The sequence below is a fragment of the Anaerococcus sp. mt242 genome, from assembly GCF_016798225.1.
Classification (GTDB): domain Bacteria; phylum Bacillota; class Clostridia; order Tissierellales; family Peptoniphilaceae; genus Anaerococcus.
Genome location: NZ_JAEUYX010000013.1, coordinates 1 through 21,749, shown reverse-complemented (window position 1 = coordinate 21,749; position 21,749 = coordinate 1). Strand labels below are relative to the sequence as shown.

Genomic DNA, 21,749 nt, shown 5'->3' with positions numbered 1-21,749 from the left:
TTGATGATCATGTTTTATCTAATAACAATCTTTAGATTATTTCACTATTAAGAGAATATATCTCCCAGTAACATAACTCCTACAAAATATATAAAATTAAAATCTAAATTAGGTAAAAATAACTGGAATAATATAAATATAATTAAACCAATTAAAATGTAAGCCAGTAAATTAAATATTATTATATTGTTACCCTTATCATTATTTAAGTATTTCATACTTAAAATTTCTTTTATATAGAGTAATATTGTCAATGGCAGCAAAATTATAAAAATAGGAAGCATTTGTTTGCTTAATACATAGTAAACCAATGAAACTAGCAACCCTGCAATAGTATATCTGAATTTTAAACTTTGAAATATTTTTTTATTACTCAAACTATATAACTCTCCATTCTGCTTGAGCAATGTTGCCATAGATATCAGACTTTTCTCTGACCTGCCATTCTAATTTACCATTCTTATTTTTGTCCCAAATTTTAACCATGCTATCACCACCAATGTCAGGAGAAAAAACAGATATACTCCCTTCTATTACTTTTTTTGGAACATATTTGAATAGATTAAACACCTTGTCTAAACCACTCGTTAATCCACTGGTCATAGCAAAATTCAATGCATTAGCAGCTATATTGTTATTTACTGTCATTCTAGTTTACCAAGACTTCCATTTGGGTACACTAAAATATTTTGGTCTATTAGGCACTGAATTAATCCCAGGTGAAGAACTTTGTTTATTAATAGAATTGTATTTAATTCTTACTATAAAGTAACCATCTTTATCGTAAAAAGTTTCAATGTCTTCATTGGTAGAACTTCATATAAGTAATTATCATTAAAATCTATTGAATCTGCATATACTTTTTTTGTTGGAGATATATTTATTATCAAAATAGAATCTAAAGCAAAAAAGTACATCTTATAATTCTTTTTTTGTAACATATTAAATATCTTTTCTTTAATAGATTTATATATCTTTTAATTTTATTATATACATATTCTTTTTTTTGTAAACTATTTATAAATATTTAACGGTCATGTATGCTCTTTTTTTAAGATAAAATTAGATTCTAACATAGCTTTATATAAATAGGTTATAGTGTTATTGAAAGACTACAAGCTTCATATACATGATTTTTAAAGTATTTTGATGTGATTGAAATATCCTTACGGGTAGAACACATTTAATCTAAATTAATATAAAACATCTCGCTTGTGAAATAATAATTCTTGAAAATCCTAAAGACCTTTGTCACTCTTACAATATCCCACTACTAGTAGATGATAGGGTAGATATAGCTCTCGCAGCTGACCTAGATGGGGTCAACCTAGGAAATGAAGATATGGATGTAGCTGATGCAAGAAGGATCTTAGGAGCTATCTTTAAAACCAAAACCCATGTCAAGACAACTAGTACAAGTGTAGAAACCCTAAAAGAAATAAATTATAATATAGAAATCCCAACAGTAGCCATAGGAGGTCTTAATTATAAAAATATAGATATCCTAAAAAATTCCGCGCATCTGGAGTATCAGTTGTAAGGGGCATTATGGATAGTGAAAATCCTTTTGAAGATAGCAAGAAATTAAAAGAAAAAATTGTAGATGTATTAGATTTACAATAAAAATTATCTTTATATATTAAAAATTAATTTATTAATGCAGAGGCTAAGCTAAGCCCTCTGCTTTTTTTATGCTCATTTGAAAAATGAAATCACCTATTTCAACTTTTTAATATTAAATATAATCAGTAAATCCCCACATAAATGTGGGTTTTAATCCCCCACAGATTTTAATATAATTAAATTAAACAAAGGAGATATCTATGGATAAAGTAAAAAAGTTTTTTTTAACTTATATAATAGTAACTTTATTAATTCTAATTTATTTCTTTATTAGAGATAAACAAATAAATTATGATTATCTAAAATCAGTGCTTGTACAACTGGTTGTAATGGTTATTGTTTTTTACTTCTCTAAAAAAGACTTAGATAAGTAATAGTATGAAATAAAGGCTGATTTGTATAATTATTATCCTAACTAGCTAGGATTTACTTATGCAAAACAGCCATTTTTACTATTTAACAATGAGTTTGTATAGATAATTTTAATCTATCTTCTGGATTTTGAGCAAACAAAAAGCCCCAAGATGGGGCCAACAAAAACATTTTATTATTCTTAAAGGTTCTTTTTTATTAATCTTATCTTATTGACATGTAGTTTACTGTGTATTCTACAGGGTAGTCTTGGCCGTTTTTTGTAACGCCTGATACTTTAACTTGTAGTTTTGTACCAGCTTCACAGTTCATTCCGTATCCAAATGTGATTGCTTTTACGTTTCCTTTAAAGCTATCGTCTACGTTTGCTGCTGTGTTAACTTCACCTGTTTCTAGGTCTGTTACTTCTACTTGAGCGTTTGTTAGGTCAAAGTTTTCACCAAACATTAGTGAAAGGCTTGATCCTTCTGATTGGAATTCGCTGATTGCTGTTTCGCCTGGGTAAGCGTAAACTGTGTTAGCATTTTCTCCAGCGTAGTTATTGTTGTTTACGAACATTGCGTTGAATTCGTCTGTTTGACCGAATCCTACAAGACTAGCTTGTGGATTTAGTACCCATCTTCTGTGTCCAACTTCTAATTGATTTTCATCTCCTAGGTCATCTTGTAGGTATTCTACAACTGAATCAAGAATGTTAAAGCTTGCTGCAAGGTTTGAGTTTTCTGCACCGTATGCTCCGTTTACATATTCTACTGAGTCAGAAGCAAGTCCTGTTGGAAGTGCTGGATTGTGGCTAACTTGTAGGTTAAGTCTATTTACCATTGTTGCTGCTTGAGCAAATTGGGCTTGATCAGATCCAAGTGATAATTCATTTGTGATACCTGATGCAAATCTTGCTGTATTTGCAATGTGTAGTGCGTCTTCTTGGGCAGCTAGTGATAATTCACCAAGATTTAGTGCGTTTAGATCAGCGTTTGGTGCACTTGCAAAAGCTTCTTGGCTTTCTGGGTTAATTAGGTTAAGTCCTAAGAAATCTTTAGTGTCTGTGGCTTGTGATTCATAGTTTAACCAGTAAGCTTTTACTTCTTCAACTGATGGGCTAGCAATTGTAAGACCACCAGCTACTTCGTCAGATTCTACTGTCTTAGCTTCTGATCTAGCAACATCTGCTGATGCTACATTTTCTTCAACTGCATTTAGTAGTGATACTGATTTTGATGTTTCTGTAACTGCATCAATATCTGAATTTTCATTTTCCTTAGCTTTTGCAACTTCTTTTGTTTCTTCTACTGCTACTTCAACTTCGTTTTCTTCAGCAATTTCTTGTGTTGTTTCTTCTTCTACTGTTTCTTGAGCTTCTTTAGCTTCTTCTTTGTTTTCTTCTTTTAATTCAACTGTTTGTGGGATTAGGTAGTTTCTGTTATCTTTTTTTCAAGCTTTACTGCATCTGCTTTTGGTGTAGCAACATTTGCTACTTTTCTTTCTTTAGTTTCTACAACTTGTATTTGTCCAGCTTTTGTTTCTTCTGCTTGTGTTCCTTTTGCTTCATTTGATCCACATGCTGTTGTTGTTAATAATGCTAGCGCTAATGTTAGTGCTTTGAATTGTTTTTTCATTTTTGTCCCCTTTAAGATGTATGTTTAAGTTTGTTTAAGTTTTTGTTGTTCTTTATTATGTATTTAGTATAAGATGTGGTCTTGAGCTTAGTTTTTTTAGAAATTCATTTTAGATTTTAGCTAAAATCAGCCATTTTTAGACAAAAAAATACCAGACCTAGGATTTTTTTAAATCCTAAGTCTGGTTTAAATCTTATTTGCTATTAAATTTTATCATTTTTTAGGTATTTAATTATTTTTTCTGCCTCTTCTTGCTCTTTTTGATCAAAAGTTGGGTATTGAGGATTTATTGCTTCTATTGCATCAATTAGAGCAAGAGTTGCAATTTTTCTTGATAGCCATGGGTTATCAGCTGGTAATACATACCAGGGAGCATCTTCTGATGCAGTGTTGTTTAGCATTTCTTCAAAGGCCTTTTGATACTTATCCCAATTTTTTCTATCATCTATATCAGAAAATGAAAATTCGTGGTTTCTCTCTTTTTTCTCTAATCTATCCAAAAACCTTTCTTTTTGCTCGTCCTTTGACATATGGAAGTAAAATTTCATAACTGGGAAGCCATTTTCTTTCATATATTCTTCAAAATTATTGATTTGCTTATATCTTTTCTTCCACAACTCTGGGTCATTTTTGATATTTTCTGGTAAATGCTCGAGGGTATCATAAATTTTTGGAGAAATAATATCTTCATAATAGGATCTATTTAAGATTGCAATTTCGCCACGCTCTGGCAGACCCTTATGCATTCTCCATAGATAATCATGGGCATTTTCTTCATCTGTTGGTTTGCCATAATTTGTATTTTTAAGTCCTTGAGGCATAAGATTTGAGAAAATATATTTTATAATTTCATCTTTACCAGCAGCATCTAACGCTTGAAGAACAACTAAAATTCCATATTTGCTTTCGGCATTTAGCTTTTCATGGAGTTTTCGAAGTCTTGGTATCAATTCATCGTATAATTCTTTTTGTATATCTTCATCTTTTTCATCACTTACTAAGTAGCTATCTATATCATTAATATCAATTTTTTGTCCTGTCAATTTAAATTTGTTTTTATCCATTGGGTACTCCTTATTTTTCTATTATATAAGTACCCACTAAAAAAGCCGGGTATACAATCCGGCAATTTTTAAAATTCATGGTGTCTGTAAATAAATTTATTGATATTTTCTTGGTTATTTTTATAGTCTATGGCATCAGCAGTTTCTAAAGCTAACTTTCTATATTTTTTTGCTAAATCATCTTTGCCCCAAAGCACATATAGCTCAGCAAGATTGTTGTAGCTTACCATTAGTCTTTCTATATTTTCTACTGATTCGTGATAGTCAATATGTCCTCATTTTCTAAAACATAGGCTAGAAAATACAGGGTTATCAGTCCAGATCGCGTGATTTGAGAAATCTTATCCTTTTCTATGATGGAATTTAAATTTTCATGCTTAATCTTTGTATCTTTTAATAAATCATCAAGTGCTTTAATTTGATCTTCTGGCAAGCTTGTGTCATCTGTTGATATTATAGCATCTTCATTATACATAAAAACACTTGTTTTATAATAAATATACTTTACTCGCAATTTTACTACATTAAAGTAAATTTTAAAATTAATTTAAATTTTCTAATTGTCTAATTATACATTTGCCCTATAAATCAATATTTAATTTCCTAGTACTTGGGTAATATAGATAATGTAAGATTATTATAATCAGCACCTACTTTAGGTTGACTTTTATTTTAGAATGATTATAATAATTGTGTAGCTAATAGTAATAACACATTAAATTAAAAAGGAGAATTAACATGGCATTTATTGGTAAAACTCTACCACAATTTGAACTTGACGCATATAATCCAGCAAAAGACGAATTTACAACAGTTTCTAGCGAAGATTTAAAAGGGAATTGGAAAGTTCTTATCTTCTACCCAGCAGACTTCACATTTGTTTGCCCAACAGAACTAGAAGATATGCAAGATAACTACCAAGCACTTAAAGAACTAGGTGCAGAAGTTTACTCAGTATCAGTTGATACACACTTCGTTCACAAGGCATGGCATGATAATTCAGAAAGAATCAGCAAATTACAATACACAATGCTTTCTGACTCTAATAAAGAATTAGCAAGAGAATTAGACATCCTTGATGAATCAGGAAAAGCTTTAAGAGCAACATTTGTAGTTGACCCAGAAAATGTAATCCAAACAGTAGAAATCAACGCTGACGGTATCGGACGTAAAGCTGCCGTAAATATAGATAAAATCAAAGCTGCAAAATACGTTGCAGAGCACCCAGGTGAAGCATGTCCTGCAAAATGGCAAGAAGAAGGCGATGAAGTCCTAACTCCAGGCCTTGACCTTGTAGGTAAGCTATAAGATTTGCTTAAGGAAATAAAATAGATGCTAGAAAATAATTTAAAGCAACAGTTAGCCCAATATTTTGACTTACTAAAAACAGAAGTCACTATTGGGCTTTCTGTTACTAATGATGACAAATCGGAAAAAGTTAAAGAATTTGTCACAGAAGTAGCAGAACTGTCAGATAAAATAAAAGTAGAAGAGAAAGATTTAGAATACAAGCCATCATTTGAAGTAAAGGGTGCATTTGACCATGGTAAAATAGTTTTTGCTGGTGTGCCTTTAGGCCATGAATTTGCATCATTTGCCCTAGCAATGCTTCAAGCAGGTGGAGTAGCTCCAAAAGTAGATGAGAGCACCCAAAAGAGAATTGAATCTATGGAGGGCGCTGACTTTGAAACCATAGTTTCACTATCCTGTCACAACTGCCCAGAAGTAGTCCAAGCCCTAAACATAATGGCAATCCTAAATCCAAATATCAACCACACAATGATTGAAGGATCTATGTTCCAAGACATAGCAGATAGCCGTGATGTCCTAGCAGTGCCAGCCATCTTTAAAAATGGAGAATTTTTCGAAGGTGGTAAGCAAAGCATGGATAGCCTACTAGATAAACTTGCAGATGGTAAATCAGCAGATGATTTTGCTGATAAGGCAGCCTTTGATGTCCTAATCATCGGTGGAGGACCTGCAGCAGCAACCGCAGCAGTGTATGCAGCTAGAAAAGGTGTATCAACAGGACTAATAGCAAGTGAATTTGGTGGACAAGTCGTAGAAACCCTAGGAATTGAAAACATCCCAGGCTTTAAATACACAGAAGGCCCATCATTTATGGGACAAATGGAAGACCAAGTTAAGGCCCTAGGTGTAGACATCATGACAGGCGCCCTTGCAGAAAACATCAAAGAAAGCGAAAACTCATCCCAAGACCTACGCCTAATCGAAGTAGAGCTTGATAATGGAGCAAAACTAGAAGCAAGATCAGTAGTAATTGCAACTGGTGCAAGATGGAGATTATTAGGCATCCCAGGTGAAACAGAGTTTAGAAACAAGGGTGTAGCATATTGTACCCACTGCGACGGTCCACTATTTAAGGGCAAAAAAGTAGCAGTAATCGGTGGAGGAAACTCAGGAATCGAAGCTGCCATAGACCTAGCCGCAATGGTAGAGCATGTTACAGTTATAGAATTCTTACCAGAGCTAAAAGCAGACCAAGTTTTACAAGACAAACTATTTAGCCTAGACAATGTAGAAGTAGTAAAAAATGCTCAAACAACAGGACTTTACGGGGAAAACAAACTAGAAAGACTAGAATACACAGACCGTGAAACAAATGAAGAACACTCTATAGATGTAGAAGGCTGCTTCATCCAAGTAGGTCTTGTGCCAAACACAGACTGGCTAAAAGAAAGTGATGTTGAACTAACAGACAGGGGAGAAATAATAGTAAACCCAGACGGATCAACAAACCTAGAGTCAGTATACGCAGCAGGAGATGCAACAAACAGCCTATTTAAACAAATAGTAATAGCAGCAGGATCAGGCGCAACAGCAGCCCTTGGTGCATTTAATTATTTGATGAGAAATTAATATAGATAAAGAAAAACGCCCGAATAGGCGTTTTTTCATTTAAATAAATCGCTATGACTACCTATTCTGAGAATATAAAATCCTAATTCGCTTTCCGAGTATAACAAGAGACAATCTCCCGTTCTGCCATCAAAATGTAAATCCATAACTTTTATTTTAGACTTCTCTCCAGTAGCCATTCTTATATTTTTTATGTCAGATTTTGAAAAGTGAATCTCATGTGCATAAAAATAATCTGGTAAATCACTACCTGATTCAAAAGATTTAATTACATATTCCCATGGAGTTAATTCAGAGAATGATAAAGAACTATTAAAAATCTTATTCCATTTTCTATTATGTTTTATCCTTTTCAAATCTTTTTTAAATTGCCTTGAGTATCCTATAATCATTTAAAAAACCTTATTCATTAAAAAGATTATTAATTTCTTCAAAGGATATAGGTTCCATTTTAGAATTAGAATTTAGAGTTTCTACCATTTCATAAATAGCAGCCATAGTCTCTTCATTTGGTATACCATAATAATCTGGCAAGCCTTGGTTAGCCACTGTTGTTAAATTCATTCTAATAAATTCAGAAATGGACAAACCGTGCTTAGATAATTCTTTTTCGGCCTTATTTTTGGTTTCTTGGTCAATCCTAGCTGATACTCTTGCTTCTTTTATACTATCCATATATTTTCTCCTTTTAACTCTAAGTTTACGATAACATTGTACTCCATATGGTGTACACATTCCATATAAGCAAAAAAACCAGCCACTAAAATAAGTAACTGGTTAAGATTTGCATATTTAATTTTAAATGATATTAGCAGCTGCAAGTACTACCACTGCCACATCCACAACCTTCATCACCAAAATCATCCATGCCTTCTAGGTCTGAATCTGGGAATAGGTGTTCGTAAAATTCATCATTTGCTGGGTATCTGCGTGTGATGATTACTTCTTTGTTTAGCATAGTGATAGGAAGTACATCTTCTCCATTTTCATCTAAAAATCTTTTTACAATCATGTTTTCTTCAAATTTGTCTTTTGCTTGATCTAAATTATATCTAGTAATACCAGCCCCTACATTTGTAAGGTGGTTTACAATTTCATCTATTCTTTCAAGCTCCTTGCTATCAACAGCGCTTGGTGATGATTCGTATATATATAAATTTCTCATTAATTCCTCCATTGAAATTGATTATCATTACACGTTTATAATACCATATAACTTTTAAAAATCATGTAAAGTGAAAATAAAAATTGAAATATCCTCTGAATTATACATCCAAATATTTTAGCCAATCTGTATAGAAAAGTTATAGCTATAGACTATAGATTTAGAGCTAGTGAATCATCGATTGTAAAATTGATATAAAACTAAGAAGCCAATATGAGATCTTGTCCACGCTTATTTTTAAAATAATAGATAATTATAAAAATCAGCCCTAGTTTAATTAAGGCTGATTTTCTACGATGATTTTTCTAAAACATTTATACAATTATCTATTAAATTTAGCTTCCTTTGAGTTTGCAAATCTTACCAGCAATAGCATTACTGGTACCTCTACCAAAACTCCTACTACAGTCGCAAGTGTTGCTCCTGATGAAAGTCCAAATAGTGAAATAGCAACAGCTACAGCTAGTTCAAAGAAGTTAGATGCTCCTATCATCCCACATGGAGCAGCTATAGAATAAGGTAGCTTTGCAAGATATGCCATGCCAAAGGTTATAGCAAATATAAGCATGGTTTGAATTATAAGTGGTACTGCTATAAGAGCAATATCCAAAGGTTGGTTTATAATATTCATCCCTTGGAATGAAAATATAATTATTAAAGTTAGTAATAACCCTACCATAGTATATTTGTCAAAAGATGGGATAAATACATCATTTAAGTAATCTTCGCCCTTATTTTTTATTACATACCTTCTGGTAATGATGCTTAGGATAAGGGGAACTACTATAAACAGTAGAATAGATAAAAGTAGGGTCCCCCAAGGTATATTGATATTGCCCATCTTTAGCAAAAAGCTTACTATTGGTATATAGGCAAATAGCAAGATCAAATCATTACTAGCCACCTGAACTAGGGTATAGGCGCTATTTCCTCTTGTTAGCTTACTCCATACAAAAACCATGGCTGTACATGGAGCCGCCCCTAATAAAACTGCTCCTGCTAGATACTCTGATGCTAGATTTTCGCTAATAATATTTTTATAAATTCCAAAGAAAAATAGCCTAGCTATTAGATACATAGTAAAGGGTTTGATAATCCAGTTGGCAAACCAAGTTATAAATAAACCCTTAGGATTATCTTTGATATTTTTTATACTTTTAAAATCAATTTTGAGCATCATAGGATAGATCATAATCCATAAAAGTATGGTAGTTGGAATAGATACATTGTAAAACTCAAGCTCTCCCAAGGCCTCCGGAATAGCCGGTATGAAGCGGCCAATTAAAACACCTATAGCCATGCATATCAAGACCCAGAACGTAAGGTTTCGCTCAAAAGAGCTTATATCTTGTTGTTTTTTCATCTAGCTAACTCCTCATCTATTTCACGGATTAAGTCCTTTAACTTTCCTTCGATTTCATCTATTACTTTGATAAAGTCTTCATCAGACTTACCAGTAGGGTCTTCTATCCCCCAGTCATACTTTTTGTGCTTGAAAGGAAGTATTGGGCAAACTACATTACATCCCATAGAGATGACATAATCTACTTCAGGAATGTCATCTATGAGTTTGGAATACTGGTCTTTTTGCATATCTATCCCGTGTATTTCTTTCATAAGCCTTACTGAATCTTGGTTTATCTGAGGAACTAGCTCAGTCCCTGCAGAGTAAAAATCTATTTTCTCTCCTGCAAATTTCTTGCCAAGGGCCTCAGCTATCTGAGACCTGCAAGAATTGTGAACGCATATAAATGCAACTTTTATTTTTTCTGTCATAATATACCTACTTAATTAATTTATCTAAACTAGATCCCTTAATCTGCTCACTTGACCATGGGATTATTGTAAAGTTACCGTCTGTGTGTTTATCAACCTTATTTATCCATTCTAGCTCACTATTAGCCTTAGCTTCTAAAGTTTTGTTTCTAGAGCCAGTCTTATATATAGATGAATTTATAATCCACCACTTACTATAAATCCCAGCTCTTTTTAGATCTTCTTCAAGTCTCATAGACTCATAGAAAGGTGTAGGTTCTGCAAGTGTTACAATTAGGACCTCTGTTTGCTTACTATCTTTTAGTCTAGGGAGAAGTTTTTTTGCTGACTTAGGAACATCACCTTGGTTTTTTTCTATCTCTTGGTTATAGCTTTCTGTCGAATCCAGTAACAGAAGTGTATGACCTGTTGGTGCTGTATCTATAACAACAACTTCACTATCTGCCCTATCCACCACATCTGCAAAAGCTCTAAATACAGCAATCTCTTGGGTGCATGGTGATCTTAAATCTTCTTTTATATACTCTAAGTCATCTTCAGACATGACTTTTTTAGCATTTTCTAAAACTTCTTCTTGGTATTTCTTAAGCTCTTCATCTTCATCTATATGGCTTACAGTTAATAAATCATCTTCTTCAAGTATGCCAGTCAAATGATTGGCTGGGTCAGTTGTAGTTAGGTGGACCTTTTGCCCCTTATCTGCAAGTCCCTTGGCGATAGCAGATGCTAGTGTGGTCTTTCCCACACCACCTTTTCCCATGGTAAAAATGACTTTTTTCTCATTCTTATATAAATCATCTATGATATCTTTTAGGCTTGTGCTTTCATTTATACCAAGCTCTACATCACTAGTATATTCCTTATCTTCAACTAACAAGGATCTTAAATTTTCGATACTATTTAAGTTGTATCCTCTAAGTGGGATAAAGTATGTTTCAAGACCCTTAATACCCTCTGGCATCTTGTCTAGGGATTGTTTTTGTTTTTTATAAAAAGCTTCTGAAACTTCATCATCATAGGCACTTAAAAGACCATTTATGAGAAGGATTTGATTGTTAATACCTAATTCTGATAATTCAGCAGAGGCTCTATTTGCTTCAAGAAGAGGAGTTTCCTCAGGTCTTGCAACTAATACTAAGCTTGTAAGCTTGCCATCAGCTAAGGTATCTACAGCAAACTTGTATGTTTCTTTCTCATCTTCTAAACCTGATAATTGACCTAGGCAAGAAGCTCCATGGGTGCTTTCGCTGATAAAGTTAGTCCAAGCAGAAGGAAGCTGTAGCATCCTTAGGGTATGGCCTGTTGGTGCAGTATCAAATATTATATAATCATATTTATCTTTTAGGTCTGAATCAGTTATAAACTTAGAAAATTCATTAAAGGCAGCTATCTCAACAGTACAAGATCCAGATAACTGTTCCTCCATATTTTCTATTACACTATCAGGTAACTGTCCCCTGTAAGGACCAACAACACTTTCCTTATACTCATTGGCAGCTTCTATAGGATCTAAGTTTGCAACAGTAAGGCCATCCACACCTTCTATCCTTACACCCTTATTATCAAGCTCGGTTTCAAAGACATCCTCAAGGTTTGAGGCGGGGTCGGTACTAATTAATAAGACTTCATTGCCCATATCAGCTAAACTTATAGCACTAGCACAGGCAGTAGAAGTCTTACCTACTCCTCCCTTTCCTGTGAAAAATAAGTATTTAGTTAGGTCAATTTCCTTAATATCAAATTGTTTCACTTAGACTCATCTCCTTTTTCTTAATACTAGCATCCACAATCGCTACCAGAACAGCAACCTCCATTGTCATTATTTGTTTTTTGCTCAATATCATCAGCTAAAAATAACATTTCATAAAATTCTTCATTGCTAGGGTACCTGCCTGTCATAACAACTTCATCATTAACCATTACAACTGGCAGGATATCTTTACCTTTTTCCCCTAAAAGATTATTGATAGTTTTGTTTTCTACAAACTTTTTAGTATTTTTAGTTAGATTATATCTATCAATGCTAGCTCCACTTTTTGTAAGCTTATCTATCAAAGTAGCTACTCTCATCAACTCTTCATCTGGGCTTGGTCCACATACACCTGTTGAGCAACACATAGCATCTTCATATAAGTACATCTTTTTCATAAAATCCTCCCTTAATTTAAAATCATAATAATATATGTAACAAAATACATATAGATACATTCAAATATTTCTATATGTTTTAGAAAAAATATTTGCCCAGGATTTTACTCCTTGCAAATACAGTCATCTTGGATATGAAATATAAGCTTCAAACTACCCTCAATCTCATCTAAACTAGCCTTATTTAAAGAGTAGTAGATATTCTTACCCTCTCTTCTACTAGTTACAAGCCCAACCTCTTCTAGCTTTCTCATATCATGAGATAAGGTGGGTTGGCTTATATCAAATTTTTCAAGTATCTCACAAGCACAAAGCTCATCGCAAGATAACATATCTATAATCTTAAGCCTCTTAGAATCAGAAATCGCCTTTAATTTTTTAGATATGTTTTCATAATCGACACTCATAATCCACCTCATATAGAAATATTTCTATATGTTATAATACTGGTGGATTTAGTGGTGTCAATAGGATGGAGAAATAATTTAGTTTAAACAACTACAGGGAAGGGTTGGACACGGGAATGATATGGATAGAGAATATCAAGCAATGATAAAATTTAAAGCTAATGGTGCGACTAACTACTAATAAGCAATTTATAAAGATATCCATTAGCTAGGGCAAAAAAAGATAGGACTCCTCCTATCTTTCATTCATAATTTATCAAATTATTTCACACTAGCTAATATATTCTTATAAAAGGACCAGCCAGTTAAGCTCTTTATATAAAAACAGCCGGAATAAGACTCCTCCTTAAGATATTACTAAAACTTATACAGGCATAAGCTAAAATAATCACTATAAAACCCACCCACAAGCTAATTCCTTTATTGGCTTGTGGGTGGGTTGTTTATATAGAGTTGAGTAAAGTGGATGTTGAAGATGAGTTTATGATGAGTACAAATTTGCTAAGGTTCAATCTTTAATTCCTAAAAAATAAATTAATCTATCATATACTTTACAAAATTTGGCATCTTCATTATTTTATCTCGAGTATTTACATTTGTAGACTTATCTATATCATCAAGATATATCCATTCCAGAACAGACTCTTGCTTTTCTTTACTTATACTATTCCATTTATTATGGTTGAAGAAATAATGTTTAATAGTTGTAGAATGTAATAGTAATTCAGTTAGAGCTAATTGAAACTCTTCTTTATCTTTCAAATTAAAAAATCTAAAGTTCTTGTCAACTTCTAAAAAATTGTTGTTTTTAGTACAAGCCATTAGAACATAACTTTTATAAGCATCTGGAATTAAAATAGTATACATAATAGTAGACCCATCATGTTCATAAAAATTACCAGCAATATTCAAATTTCCATCTATTTCATATGTTTTATAGTGTAACTTATTTTTTACATTCTCTATGTTAGATATAAGGTAATTTACTTCTCTCTCAAGTGCATTTTCTGTATCCATAATATCAAAAAATAATTTATCAAATATCTTGTGACTAAATTTCCTTCTTCTCTTATCTGCACATATTCTATTAGACATCCTTTCATACCAATAATATATAGAGCATCTTAATACATACTCATATACAGTTTTGTCGTTAATTACTATATTTTCTGATTCATCAATCACCTTAAACAAATCATTATCATGTTTTTTGCATAATCCAGTAAATATCGAAGCAGATTCTACCGGAATATATTGCTCTATATAGTTTTGTTCAAATGGGCTCAAAGTGGTAGTATTTCCCTTTTTAAATCTCCCAACCACTTCTATACCTCTTTTATTAAAAGAGGATATCCTGCTCAATCCATTCTTTTTCGATACTGAGTGGGCCTTTATTATTTTCCCTGAACATTTATCAGTTTCATCTTCTAACATGCATCTTTTTATCGCCCTACATGTCTCATAGTTATTGTAAAACTTAAATATTTTCTGTCTAGTATCAATATCATGATTCAATTGTATATTTTCAATATCTAAAACAGTTTTTTTATTCAAAAAATTCCTCACGATTCTAAAAAAATAAATACGACAAACTTATGAATATTTCATAAAAGTTATTCTAATTATAACAATTTGAAATTTAGATTTTTAATAGATTCTACTGAACTCTATATACATCTATAGGGTCCCCATATTTATTCTTCCAATACATCCATCCATTTACATTGTTTCCAACTACCAGAAAGGCAGCTGATGATGGAGAAGAGAATATTTGGTCTTCTTGCAGCACATTATTAAATACATTAGCACTTAATACATCCTTAGGTGGATTATCACTAATTAAAGTAGCACACTTTGCACCAGATTTGACTGTCAAAACTCCATTTTCAACTTCCATTATAGCTGATACTTTTCCAAATCTTTTGATATCTCTATTAAGTGTGTAAGTTCCATCAGGAATTAGATTTACATCTTGCTTTGATTTAAATTCATCTTTGGATTTATTGTATACTTCTTCCTTTGTCTCAAGCTCAGGATAAACTTGTATACCTTCAAAGGAAGACAATAACTGAGTTACTAAATCTACATCCAAAGCAAACAGCTCGGTATTAGGAACACGACTCTTAGAGAATATCTCATGCAAGAGCTTTTCTTTCTCATCATAATCATCAAGTTCTATAGCAAACTCACGGCTAAGCCCTGTTACATTAGCATAACCATTGCGTTCTAATCCATACATTCTATTATTAAAGTTATTTACATCAGTCTTACCAATCTTTATTAGACCTGCCACTACTGTTGTCATTACATATATTATTCCTTTTGCCAATACAAATCTCTCCTATTCGATAGATTCAAAAACCATAGTTGCTTGAATCCTATCCCCTCCGCCAAGGCCAACACTTGATCCTACCGATGTTGAAATAGTATGTAATTTGTATCCTTTTTGTGCTTGCTTGTTAATCACCGCTTCTAATTCAGATAAGTTTTTAGACCCAGTTCCTATAAATTTTTCTTTCAAAGTAACTTGTAAAACTACATATTTATAAGACCTTCCACTTCCATGTGATACTGTAGATTTATCAGCCATGATTTTATCCAATTCTTCTTCATTAATTTCTGCTCTTCTTATTTCTGTTGATTCGTCATTATTTTTCTTAAAAAATTTATCCATCTATAGGTCTCCTTTTTATATAACCATCCCATCAAAATACTCAGCCTGCTCCACTAGCAAATCTATTATTTTATTACGACTATCTGCTGGGTATTTGTGTTTTGCTAGTAGTCTTTTGATGGTTCTTCTCATGTTTGCTCGGCCGGATTCTCTCATCATCCAGTCTGAGGTCATTTCTTCTGATATTGCTTCTGTTAGTTCTTGAGTAAAGGCTATTAGCTCCTCATTTGTATAAAAATCGCGGATGTTTTCTGGTTTTGATATTGCATGATAAAATGCTAATTCTTCACGGCTTAGTCCTAGATTTTTGTTTTCTTCTTCTAACCTTACAATTTCTTCAGCAAGGCTCATCAGTGTTTCTCTTATGACTCCCAAATTGTAGTCGTCCTTATCTTCCTTTACCAAACCTACAAACTTATCCAGACTTTCTGCATTATCCACCATGCTTTCCCTATAACTTTTCATAATGCGTTTTAATCTTTCGGAAAACTCCTCACCCTTTACTATATCACCTCTGGAAATAGTTCTTATTTCATCTTCTATAAGTTTGTTTAACAACTCTATACTTAGGTTTTTTTGCTCCATTTGAGAAATTTTTTCTAAAAATAGTGGGTCAAATAGGCTAAATCCTTTGTCAAAATCTTGAAAAAGATTGATAACCCCTTCACTGTGAATGGACTGCTCTAAAAGTTTACTTATTTGTTCATTGATTTCATTTTTATTTAATTTACCATGACCTGTAATCCTATTTAAACTTGTGCGTATAGCTTCAAAATATGCAGCTTCTCTTTGTTCTTTTTCATTTGTTATAGAAGAACATAAGGTGTGAGCTTGTTTTAGAGCGTAGGATTCTCTTTTAAAAGAATTTTGTTTTTCTTCAGAAAAAGTTAACACATGATTTAGCCCTTCGGTTATTAGATTTGCTAATTGACCAGGTTTAATTTTTTCAGAAAATATCATCGAATAATTAAAGTTATAGAAAAATACATCTCTGCATACTTCAAGTTTTTCCCTAAACATAGGATATGCCGAATCCCTAATATTTGCATTTTCTATTTGCTTTTGGTCTGCCTTGGTATAATTGCTCATAGCTTCTTTTAAGGCACTTGCTATACCGATATAATCTACTACCAGCCCACCTTCTTTGTCAGCGAAAACACGGTTTACTCTTGCTATAGCCTGCATGAGGTTGTGGCCTTTCATAGGTTTATAGACATACATAGTGGATAAAGATGGCACATCAAATCCAGTCAGCCACATATCTACAACTATAGCTATCTTAAAAGGATCATTGTCATCTTTAAATCTTTTTGCTAGCTCTTCTTTATCAGAGTTATTTCCTATAATTTCTTTCCATCCTATAGGATCATTGTTGTTTGCAGTTACTACTACCTTTACTTTTTCATCCCAATTAGGGCGGACTTCTAGGATTTTATTATAAATTTTAACTGCAATTTGCCTATTATAAGCCACTACCATAGCCTTACCGGTCAATAAATTTTCCCTAGTCTCTTCATAGTGGCTAATTATATCATTTACTAGAGTATCTATAGCCTCATCTGAGCCTATGATTTGTTCAAGTCGGGATAGTTCTCTTTTGCTGGCTTCTATATCCATTTCATTGGCATGGTCACTAAGGTCATCATATTTTTTATCAATTTGGCTTAAAACATCTTGGTTAAGCCCTAGATTGATTACTCTATTTTCATAATAGACAGGCTTGGTAGCTCCATCTTCTACAGCCTGCGCCATATCATATACATCTATATATTGACCAAATATTTCTTGGGTATCCTTATCATTTTTACTTAAAGGTGTACCTGTAAAACCTATATAAGTAGCATTTGGCAATGATTTTCTAACTAATCTTGCCATACCAGATACTATCTTCCCATCCTTAGTTATTTTCTCACGCATGCCATATTGTGACCTGTGAGCTTCATCTGCTATTACAATCACATCATCACGTAGAGTTAAAGGCTCTTCTGATTCTGCAAATTTTTGCATAGTTGAGAAAAATATTCCGTTGCTAATCCTGCTGTCTAAAAGCTCATGCAAGTGATCACGTGAACTTGCCTGAATAGGCTCTTGCCTTAAAAATTTAGTAGCCCTAGCAAATTGGCCGTAGAGCTGGTCATCTAGGTCATTTCTATCAGTAAGGATTACAAAAGTAGGTTTGCTTAGGGCACGCATCATATATCCAGTATAAAAAACCATGGATAAAGACTTACCAGATCCTTGGGTATGCCAAAACACCCCTCCCCTACCATCACCAGAAGAAATTGCTAACTTTGTTGAATTTACCGCCTTGTGAACTGCAAAATATTGGTGGTATTGGGCAAGAATTTTATTTGTCCCATCATCCTTATGTTCAAAGAAAATAAAATTTTTAATAATATCCAAAAATCTATCCTTGCTAAGGACACCAGAAAGTAAAGTTTTGTAATCAGCATATTGAGTAGATTCATAAGACCCGTCTATAGATTTCCACTCCTTATACCAGGCCTTGCCAGCAGTAATAGTTCCTAGCCTTGTAGTAGTAAAATCAGAAATAATATTAAATGCATTGTAGATAAAAAGATTTTCTATATCATATTGGTAGTTTTGTATCTGCCTATATGCACTATCAATATCTGAGTTAATAGAGGTTAGAGATTTTAGTTCGATAACAACCAAAGGCAGGCCGTTTATATATAAAATAATATCAGGTCTTTTTGTATCTTTACCGATGATTGTAAGTTGATTTGTTACAATAAAAGAGTTATTTTCTATATTTTTATAATCTATAAGATAGACAGTAGAAGTTTTTTGCTCGTCTTTTTCATAATAAGAGATTTCTATCCCATTTTGTAGGTAGTCAAAAAAGGCCTCATTACGATTTACCAAAAGGTCTGCATCTATGTTTTTTATTTTATATATAGCTTGGTCGATGACCTCCATAGAAATATCTGGATTAATGCGTGCTAGGGCATCAGATAAAATCTCATTTGCAAGCACCGCCTTCATGCTATACCTTACTATCTCTTGGTGAGGGACATAAGTATATCCTAAGTCCTCAATATATTCTATAAATAATTTCTCAAATCCATCTTCAAGATATATCTCACTCATAATCTATATCCTCATCATCAATTTTTATATTAGAAACATCAATTTCTCCACTCATTAGTTTTGGGAGGAGGGTGTCACGGGTTGATACTAAATAATCATTTTCCTTTTTTAATTTTAATATATTTTTATCCATAATATTAAAGATCTCTATATTATTGTTATTATCTAAATTTTTAGGAATAGCTATTTTAAAATCTTCAATCATTCCTTTTGTAATATAGTTAATTACCGAGCCTTTATATCCTGAGACTATCTGTGGTAAAAAATATTCTATAGCATTATATAAAAACGAAACTAAAGAATCATCATACGGTGTTAAAACATAAGTCCTTTGATACGCTTCAAATTTACCATTAAATCTCTTAACATTGAAATCACCGTTTCCAGCTAATAGTATAGAATTCTCATCAAATGAATAATCGTTAGTAAACAAAATATTTTGTGAACACGTAAAAAATGGATACTTACCACCTTTTGTCGCAATGTTAGCATTTTTTTTACCCGTTTTAACCGGAAAAAATTTTCTCAGAGATGTTATCTCCCAATTTTCTGGAATTAATCCTAATTCACTTTCTACAAAGTTTTCGTCTTGAAAAGGTTCAAAATCTACAAACCATGATTTAAAAATAGCTTTAGCTTGGGCTTCTAGATTATCTATTATTTTATTATTTATTTCTATTTTTTTGTCCAACAAAGATAATATATAACTTATTTTCTTTTGTTTTGATAATCTAAAGTTTGGTACAGGCGTATTTTCTATAATTTTTTTACTAATATTAGCTTGATTTGCACTACCAGTAGAATTAGCTACGAAGTATTCTAATAGTCTATTTTGGGATATGTAATAATATAAAAAATTTATATCATATTTAGAATTATCAATAATCTCAATTTTTCCTACTCTTTGATTTTGAAGGGCCCTTTCCCTAAAGTTAACTTTTCCTACTTTTCCAACTGCAGAACTCATTTGATTTACACCTGAACCCGTCATAGATATTAGTATATCTCCATATTCTAGAGAATAGTCTATAGTTTGGTTAAATATCTCCTCATCTACAAAATTACAACCTTCTAATGTTATTATAGGCGGAGCTATATTTTTTATCTTAACAACGGGAACTCCATTTTCTACATAATCCTTGGATTTATAAGCGTAGCCATTTTTTACTCTTGCAACTTTCCCTAAACCTATTTTCTCAAACTCCATAACCTAGCTCCCCAAGAGCATCTCTTATTTCTTCTTCTAATTTATTAGACTCAGCAAATAGCAATCCTAATTCATTGGTCAGTCTTTCCATTTTTTCATCAAATGGCTCACCATCATCTTCTACTTCTTCAAGACCTACATATCTACCAGGTGTTAGTACAAAGTTATTAGCTTCTATTTCTTCTATATCAGCTGCATGGGCATAGCCTGCTTGTTCTATATTTTTTCCTTCTGTAAAGTCTTTGTAAGTTTGAGATATTTTTTCTATATCTTCTACTGTTAAGTCTCTGTGGGCCCTATCTACCATGTGGCCCAAATTTCTACAATCTAAAAATAGGGTTTTGCCTTTTTGTTTTTTGTCTTTATTAATTATCCAAAGGGATACTGATATGCCTGTAGAGTAGAAAAGTCTATCTGGCATGGCTATGATAGCCTCTACTAGGTCATCTTTTATAATATTTGCTCGGATTTCTCCTTCTTTTCCAGATGCTGATAGGGATCCATTTGCAAGGACTAGCCCCATTTTTCCTTTTGGTGCTAGGTGGTAGATCATATGTTGCATCCAGGCATAGTTGGCATTGCCTGCTGGTGGTAGACCATATTTCCATCTAACATCTTCTACCAATTTATCCCCGCCCCATTCTTTCATATTAAATGGAGGGTTGGCTAGGATATAATCTGCACGCATACTTTGGTGTTGGTCTTCAAAAAATGTATCTGCTGCTCCCTGACCTAGGTCTCCTTCTAGTCCGTGGATAGCAAGGTTCATTTGAGCAAGCTTCCAAGTATTTGCATTTGATTCTTGGCCATAGATTGAAAGTTGGTTGACTTTTCCTTGGTGACGTTCTACAAATCCTGCTGATTGGACAAACATACCTCCCGCCCCACAACAAGGGTCATAGACTCTGCCTACATATGGTTCTAAGATTTCTACTAAAGTTCTTACAATACTTGATGGTGTATAGAATTCTCCTGCGTTTTTTCCTTCTTGGGAAGCAAATTGAGCTAGGGCATATTCATATGTACGGCCTAGGATATCTTTTGAATTGCCGTGTTCTTTTAATCTTAGGTTATTAAATAAATCTACAACCTCTCCCAAGCGTCTTTTATCTAACTCTGGTCTGGCGTAATTTTTGGGAAGGATACCTTTTAGCCTGTCATTTTCTTCTTCTATAGACACCATGGCCTTGTCTATAACTTGCCCTATTTCTGGTGTCATCGCTTTACTTGCTACATAATTCCATCGAGCCTCTTTAGGTACGAAAAATATGTTTTCTGCTACGTACTCTTCGCGGTCTTCTTCAAAACCATCGCCTTCTTCTACTAGCTTCTTATATCTTTCTTCAAAGGAATCAGATATATATTTTAAAAATATTAGTCCAAGTACAACATTTTTGTACTCAGCCGCATCTATATTACCGCGCAACTTATTAGCTGCTGCGAATATTTCTTTTTCAAAGCCAAGATTGGCTCCACTTATATTTTCTGTCATAAAGCCTCCTAATTTATAGCATTATGAATAAATATTTATATTGTAATACTATTATTAGTTACTATTATAACAAAAACTAACAAATTTGTAATGAATAGCATAGATAGAAAGCCTATATCTCAAAGTATGTTCTACTTATATATAGAAAAACCCCAGGATTTTAAGGTGACCCCAAAAAGTTGGACTTAACATCAGGCATAGATTTATATCTGTG

Annotated in this window: 25 protein-coding genes; 4 read left to right on the top strand and 21 right to left on the bottom strand. The window is 32.9% G+C overall.

Going from position 1 to position 21,749, the window contains the following annotated elements:
• Positions 1-47 precede the first annotated feature (47 nt).
• A complete protein-coding gene (locus tag JNO63_RS06315; RefSeq protein WP_203127653.1) occupies positions 48-377 on the bottom strand; it encodes a hypothetical protein in 330 nt (109 codons plus the stop codon).
• A gap of 1 nt (position 378) precedes the next feature.
• Positions 379-648, bottom strand: coding sequence for a hypothetical protein (locus tag JNO63_RS06310; RefSeq protein ID WP_203127652.1), 270 nt, complete (start codon positions 646-648; stop codon positions 379-381).
• 544 nt (positions 649-1,192) lie between these two features.
• Here JNO63_RS06310 and JNO63_RS06305 point away from each other — a divergent pair.
• Together JNO63_RS06305 and JNO63_RS06300 are read left to right on the top strand one after the other, a co-directional pair.
• A complete protein-coding gene (locus tag JNO63_RS06305) occupies positions 1,193-1,540 on the top strand; it encodes a thiamine phosphate synthase (protein ID WP_338014982.1) in 348 nt (115 codons plus the stop codon).
• 283 nt (positions 1,541-1,823) lie between these two features.
• Positions 1,824-1,997 (top strand): hypothetical protein, encoded by a 174-nt coding sequence (locus JNO63_RS06300; RefSeq protein ID WP_203127650.1) that lies wholly within the window; start codon positions 1,824-1,826, stop codon positions 1,995-1,997.
• A 202-nt stretch (positions 1,998-2,199) separates the two neighbouring features.
• Here JNO63_RS06300 and JNO63_RS06295 read toward each other — a convergent pair whose 3' ends face one another.
• The 5 genes from JNO63_RS06295 to JNO63_RS06275 form a co-directional block, all read right to left on the bottom strand.
• Positions 2,200-2,817, bottom strand: a complete 618-nt coding sequence (locus JNO63_RS06295; RefSeq protein ID WP_203127649.1) for a hypothetical protein — start codon at positions 2,815-2,817, stop codon at positions 2,200-2,202.
• Between the two features lie 584 nt (positions 2,818-3,401).
• Positions 3,402-3,611, bottom strand: coding sequence for a hypothetical protein (locus JNO63_RS06290; protein WP_203127648.1), 210 nt, complete (start codon positions 3,609-3,611; stop codon positions 3,402-3,404).
• 203 nt (positions 3,612-3,814) lie between these two features.
• Positions 3,815-4,675 carry a PPK2 family polyphosphate kinase gene (locus JNO63_RS06285; protein WP_203127647.1) on the bottom strand — a complete coding sequence of 287 codons (861 nt, stop codon included), beginning with the start codon at positions 4,673-4,675 and terminating at the stop codon, positions 3,815-3,817.
• Between the two features lie 68 nt (positions 4,676-4,743).
• Positions 4,744-4,905 carry a hypothetical protein gene (locus JNO63_RS06280; protein WP_203127646.1) on the bottom strand — a complete coding sequence of 54 codons (162 nt, stop codon included), beginning with the start codon at positions 4,903-4,905 and terminating at the stop codon, positions 4,744-4,746.
• Between the two features lie 17 nt (positions 4,906-4,922).
• Positions 4,923-5,150, bottom strand: coding sequence for a hypothetical protein (locus JNO63_RS06275; RefSeq protein ID WP_203127645.1), 228 nt, complete (start codon positions 5,148-5,150; stop codon positions 4,923-4,925).
• Between the two features lie 263 nt (positions 5,151-5,413).
• Here JNO63_RS06275 and ahpC point away from each other — a divergent pair, with 263 nt between their 5' ends.
• The gene (gene ahpC, locus JNO63_RS06270; protein WP_203127644.1) at positions 5,414-5,983 is read left to right on the top strand and encodes an alkyl hydroperoxide reductase subunit C; all 570 of its coding nucleotides are present in this window, start codon (positions 5,414-5,416) and stop codon (positions 5,981-5,983) included.
• A gap of 24 nt (positions 5,984-6,007) precedes the next feature.
• Complete coding sequence (ahpF, locus tag JNO63_RS06265) at positions 6,008-7,555, top strand: alkyl hydroperoxide reductase subunit F (protein ID WP_203127643.1); 1,548 nt, start codon at positions 6,008-6,010, stop codon at positions 7,553-7,555.
• 35 nt (positions 7,556-7,590) lie between these two features.
• On the opposite strand, the gene JNO63_RS06260 is transcribed toward ahpF, so the two are convergent.
• From JNO63_RS06260 to JNO63_RS06195, 14 genes are all read right to left on the bottom strand, one after another.
• A complete protein-coding gene (locus JNO63_RS06260; RefSeq protein WP_203127642.1) occupies positions 7,591-7,947 on the bottom strand; it encodes a type II toxin-antitoxin system YafQ family toxin in 357 nt (118 codons plus the stop codon).
• Positions 7,948-7,957: 10 nt separating this feature from the next.
• The gene (locus tag JNO63_RS06255) at positions 7,958-8,230 is read right to left on the bottom strand and encodes a type II toxin-antitoxin system RelB/DinJ family antitoxin (protein ID WP_203127641.1); all 273 of its coding nucleotides are present in this window, start codon (positions 8,228-8,230) and stop codon (positions 7,958-7,960) included.
• Between the two features lie 133 nt (positions 8,231-8,363).
• On the bottom strand, positions 8,364-8,720 hold the full coding sequence (locus JNO63_RS06250; protein ID WP_203127640.1) for an arsenic metallochaperone ArsD family protein: 357 nt from the start codon (positions 8,718-8,720) through the stop codon (positions 8,364-8,366).
• A 322-nt stretch (positions 8,721-9,042) separates the two neighbouring features.
• Positions 9,043-10,083: an ACR3 family arsenite efflux transporter gene (gene arsB, locus JNO63_RS06245; protein ID WP_203127639.1), complete on the bottom strand. Its 1,041-nt coding sequence runs from the start codon at positions 10,081-10,083 to the stop codon at positions 9,043-9,045.
• A complete protein-coding gene (locus JNO63_RS06240; RefSeq protein ID WP_203127638.1) occupies positions 10,080-10,496 on the bottom strand; it encodes an arsenate reductase ArsC in 417 nt (138 codons plus the stop codon). The genes arsB and JNO63_RS06240 overlap by 4 nt, the downstream gene beginning before the upstream one ends.
• Before the next feature lie 7 nt (positions 10,497-10,503).
• Positions 10,504-12,246, bottom strand: coding sequence for an arsenical pump-driving ATPase (gene arsA, locus JNO63_RS06235; protein ID WP_203127637.1), 1,743 nt, complete (start codon positions 12,244-12,246; stop codon positions 10,504-10,506).
• Between the two features lie 26 nt (positions 12,247-12,272).
• Entirely contained in the window at positions 12,273-12,644 is a 372-nt protein-coding gene (gene arsD / locus JNO63_RS06230; protein WP_203127636.1) for an arsenite efflux transporter metallochaperone ArsD, read from the bottom strand.
• A 104-nt stretch (positions 12,645-12,748) separates the two neighbouring features.
• Positions 12,749-13,051, bottom strand: coding sequence for an ArsR/SmtB family transcription factor (locus JNO63_RS06225; protein WP_203127635.1), 303 nt, complete (start codon positions 13,049-13,051; stop codon positions 12,749-12,751).
• A gap of 534 nt (positions 13,052-13,585) precedes the next feature.
• Complete coding sequence (locus JNO63_RS06220; RefSeq protein WP_203127634.1) at positions 13,586-14,605, bottom strand: hypothetical protein; 1,020 nt, start codon at positions 14,603-14,605, stop codon at positions 13,586-13,588.
• A 103-nt stretch (positions 14,606-14,708) separates the two neighbouring features.
• Positions 14,709-15,380: a DUF4357 domain-containing protein gene (locus tag JNO63_RS06215; protein WP_203127633.1), complete on the bottom strand. Its 672-nt coding sequence runs from the start codon at positions 15,378-15,380 to the stop codon at positions 14,709-14,711.
• 12 nt (positions 15,381-15,392) lie between these two features.
• The gene (locus JNO63_RS06210) at positions 15,393-15,725 is read right to left on the bottom strand and encodes a DUF4177 domain-containing protein (RefSeq protein WP_238390487.1); all 333 of its coding nucleotides are present in this window, start codon (positions 15,723-15,725) and stop codon (positions 15,393-15,395) included.
• 15 nt (positions 15,726-15,740) lie between these two features.
• Positions 15,741-18,836, bottom strand: a complete 3,096-nt coding sequence (locus JNO63_RS06205) for a type I restriction endonuclease subunit R (RefSeq protein ID WP_203127632.1) — start codon at positions 18,834-18,836, stop codon at positions 15,741-15,743.
• Positions 18,829-20,043, bottom strand: coding sequence for a restriction endonuclease subunit S (locus JNO63_RS06200; protein ID WP_203127631.1), 1,215 nt, complete (start codon positions 20,041-20,043; stop codon positions 18,829-18,831). The genes JNO63_RS06205 and JNO63_RS06200 overlap by 8 nt, the downstream gene beginning before the upstream one ends.
• A complete protein-coding gene (locus tag JNO63_RS06195; protein ID WP_203127630.1) occupies positions 20,033-21,535 on the bottom strand; it encodes a class I SAM-dependent DNA methyltransferase in 1,503 nt (500 codons plus the stop codon). Before JNO63_RS06195 ends, JNO63_RS06200 begins: the two co-directional genes overlap by 11 nt.
• Positions 21,536-21,749: the final 214 nt, after the last annotated feature.

What these genes read in the sequence shown, in the direction of transcription:
- JNO63_RS06310 (WP_203127652.1), bottom strand. Translation starts at nt 648, where the DNA reads ATGACAGTAAATAACAATATAGCTGCTAATGCATTGAATTTTGCTATG.
- JNO63_RS06300 (WP_203127650.1), top strand. Translation starts at nt 1,824, where the DNA reads ATGGATAAAGTAAAAAAGTTTTTTTTAACTTATATAATAGTAACTTTA.
- JNO63_RS06295 (WP_203127649.1), bottom strand. Translation starts at nt 2,817, where the DNA reads ATGGTAAATAGACTTAACCTACAAGTTAGCCACAATCCAGCACTTCCA.
- JNO63_RS06290 (WP_203127648.1), bottom strand. Translation starts at nt 3,611, where the DNA reads ATGAAAAAACAATTCAAAGCACTAACATTAGCGCTAGCATTATTAACA.
- JNO63_RS06285 (WP_203127647.1), bottom strand. Translation starts at nt 4,675, where the DNA reads ATGGATAAAAACAAATTTAAATTGACAGGACAAAAAATTGATATTAAT.
- JNO63_RS06280 (WP_203127646.1), bottom strand. Translation starts at nt 4,905, where the DNA reads ATGGTAAGCTACAACAATCTTGCTGAGCTATATGTGCTTTGGGGCAAA.
- JNO63_RS06275 (WP_203127645.1), bottom strand. Translation starts at nt 5,150, where the DNA reads ATGTATAATGAAGATGCTATAATATCAACAGATGACACAAGCTTGCCA.
- ahpC (WP_203127644.1), top strand. Translation starts at nt 5,414, where the DNA reads ATGGCATTTATTGGTAAAACTCTACCACAATTTGAACTTGACGCATAT.
- ahpF (WP_203127643.1), top strand. Translation starts at nt 6,008, where the DNA reads ATGCTAGAAAATAATTTAAAGCAACAGTTAGCCCAATATTTTGACTTA.
- JNO63_RS06260 (WP_203127642.1), bottom strand. Translation starts at nt 7,947, where the DNA reads ATGATTATAGGATACTCAAGGCAATTTAAAAAAGATTTGAAAAGGATA.
- JNO63_RS06255 (WP_203127641.1), bottom strand. Translation starts at nt 8,230, where the DNA reads ATGGATAGTATAAAAGAAGCAAGAGTATCAGCTAGGATTGACCAAGAA.
- JNO63_RS06250 (WP_203127640.1), bottom strand. Translation starts at nt 8,720, where the DNA reads ATGAGAAATTTATATATATACGAATCATCACCAAGCGCTGTTGATAGC.
- arsB (WP_203127639.1), bottom strand. Translation starts at nt 10,083, where the DNA reads ATGAAAAAACAACAAGATATAAGCTCTTTTGAGCGAAACCTTACGTTC.
- JNO63_RS06240 (WP_203127638.1), bottom strand. Translation starts at nt 10,496, where the DNA reads ATGACAGAAAAAATAAAAGTTGCATTTATATGCGTTCACAATTCTTGC.
- arsD (WP_203127636.1), bottom strand. Translation starts at nt 12,644, where the DNA reads ATGAAAAAGATGTACTTATATGAAGATGCTATGTGTTGCTCAACAGGT.
- JNO63_RS06225 (WP_203127635.1), bottom strand. Translation starts at nt 13,051, where the DNA reads ATGAGTGTCGATTATGAAAACATATCTAAAAAATTAAAGGCGATTTCT.
- JNO63_RS06210 (WP_238390487.1), bottom strand. Translation starts at nt 15,725, where the DNA reads ATGGATAAATTTTTTAAGAAAAATAATGACGAATCAACAGAAATAAGA.
- JNO63_RS06205 (WP_203127632.1), bottom strand. Translation starts at nt 18,836, where the DNA reads ATGAGTGAGATATATCTTGAAGATGGATTTGAGAAATTATTTATAGAA.
- JNO63_RS06200 (WP_203127631.1), bottom strand. Translation starts at nt 20,043, where the DNA reads ATGGAGTTTGAGAAAATAGGTTTAGGGAAAGTTGCAAGAGTAAAAAAT.
- JNO63_RS06195 (WP_203127630.1), bottom strand. Translation starts at nt 21,535, where the DNA reads ATGACAGAAAATATAAGTGGAGCCAATCTTGGCTTTGAAAAAGAAATA.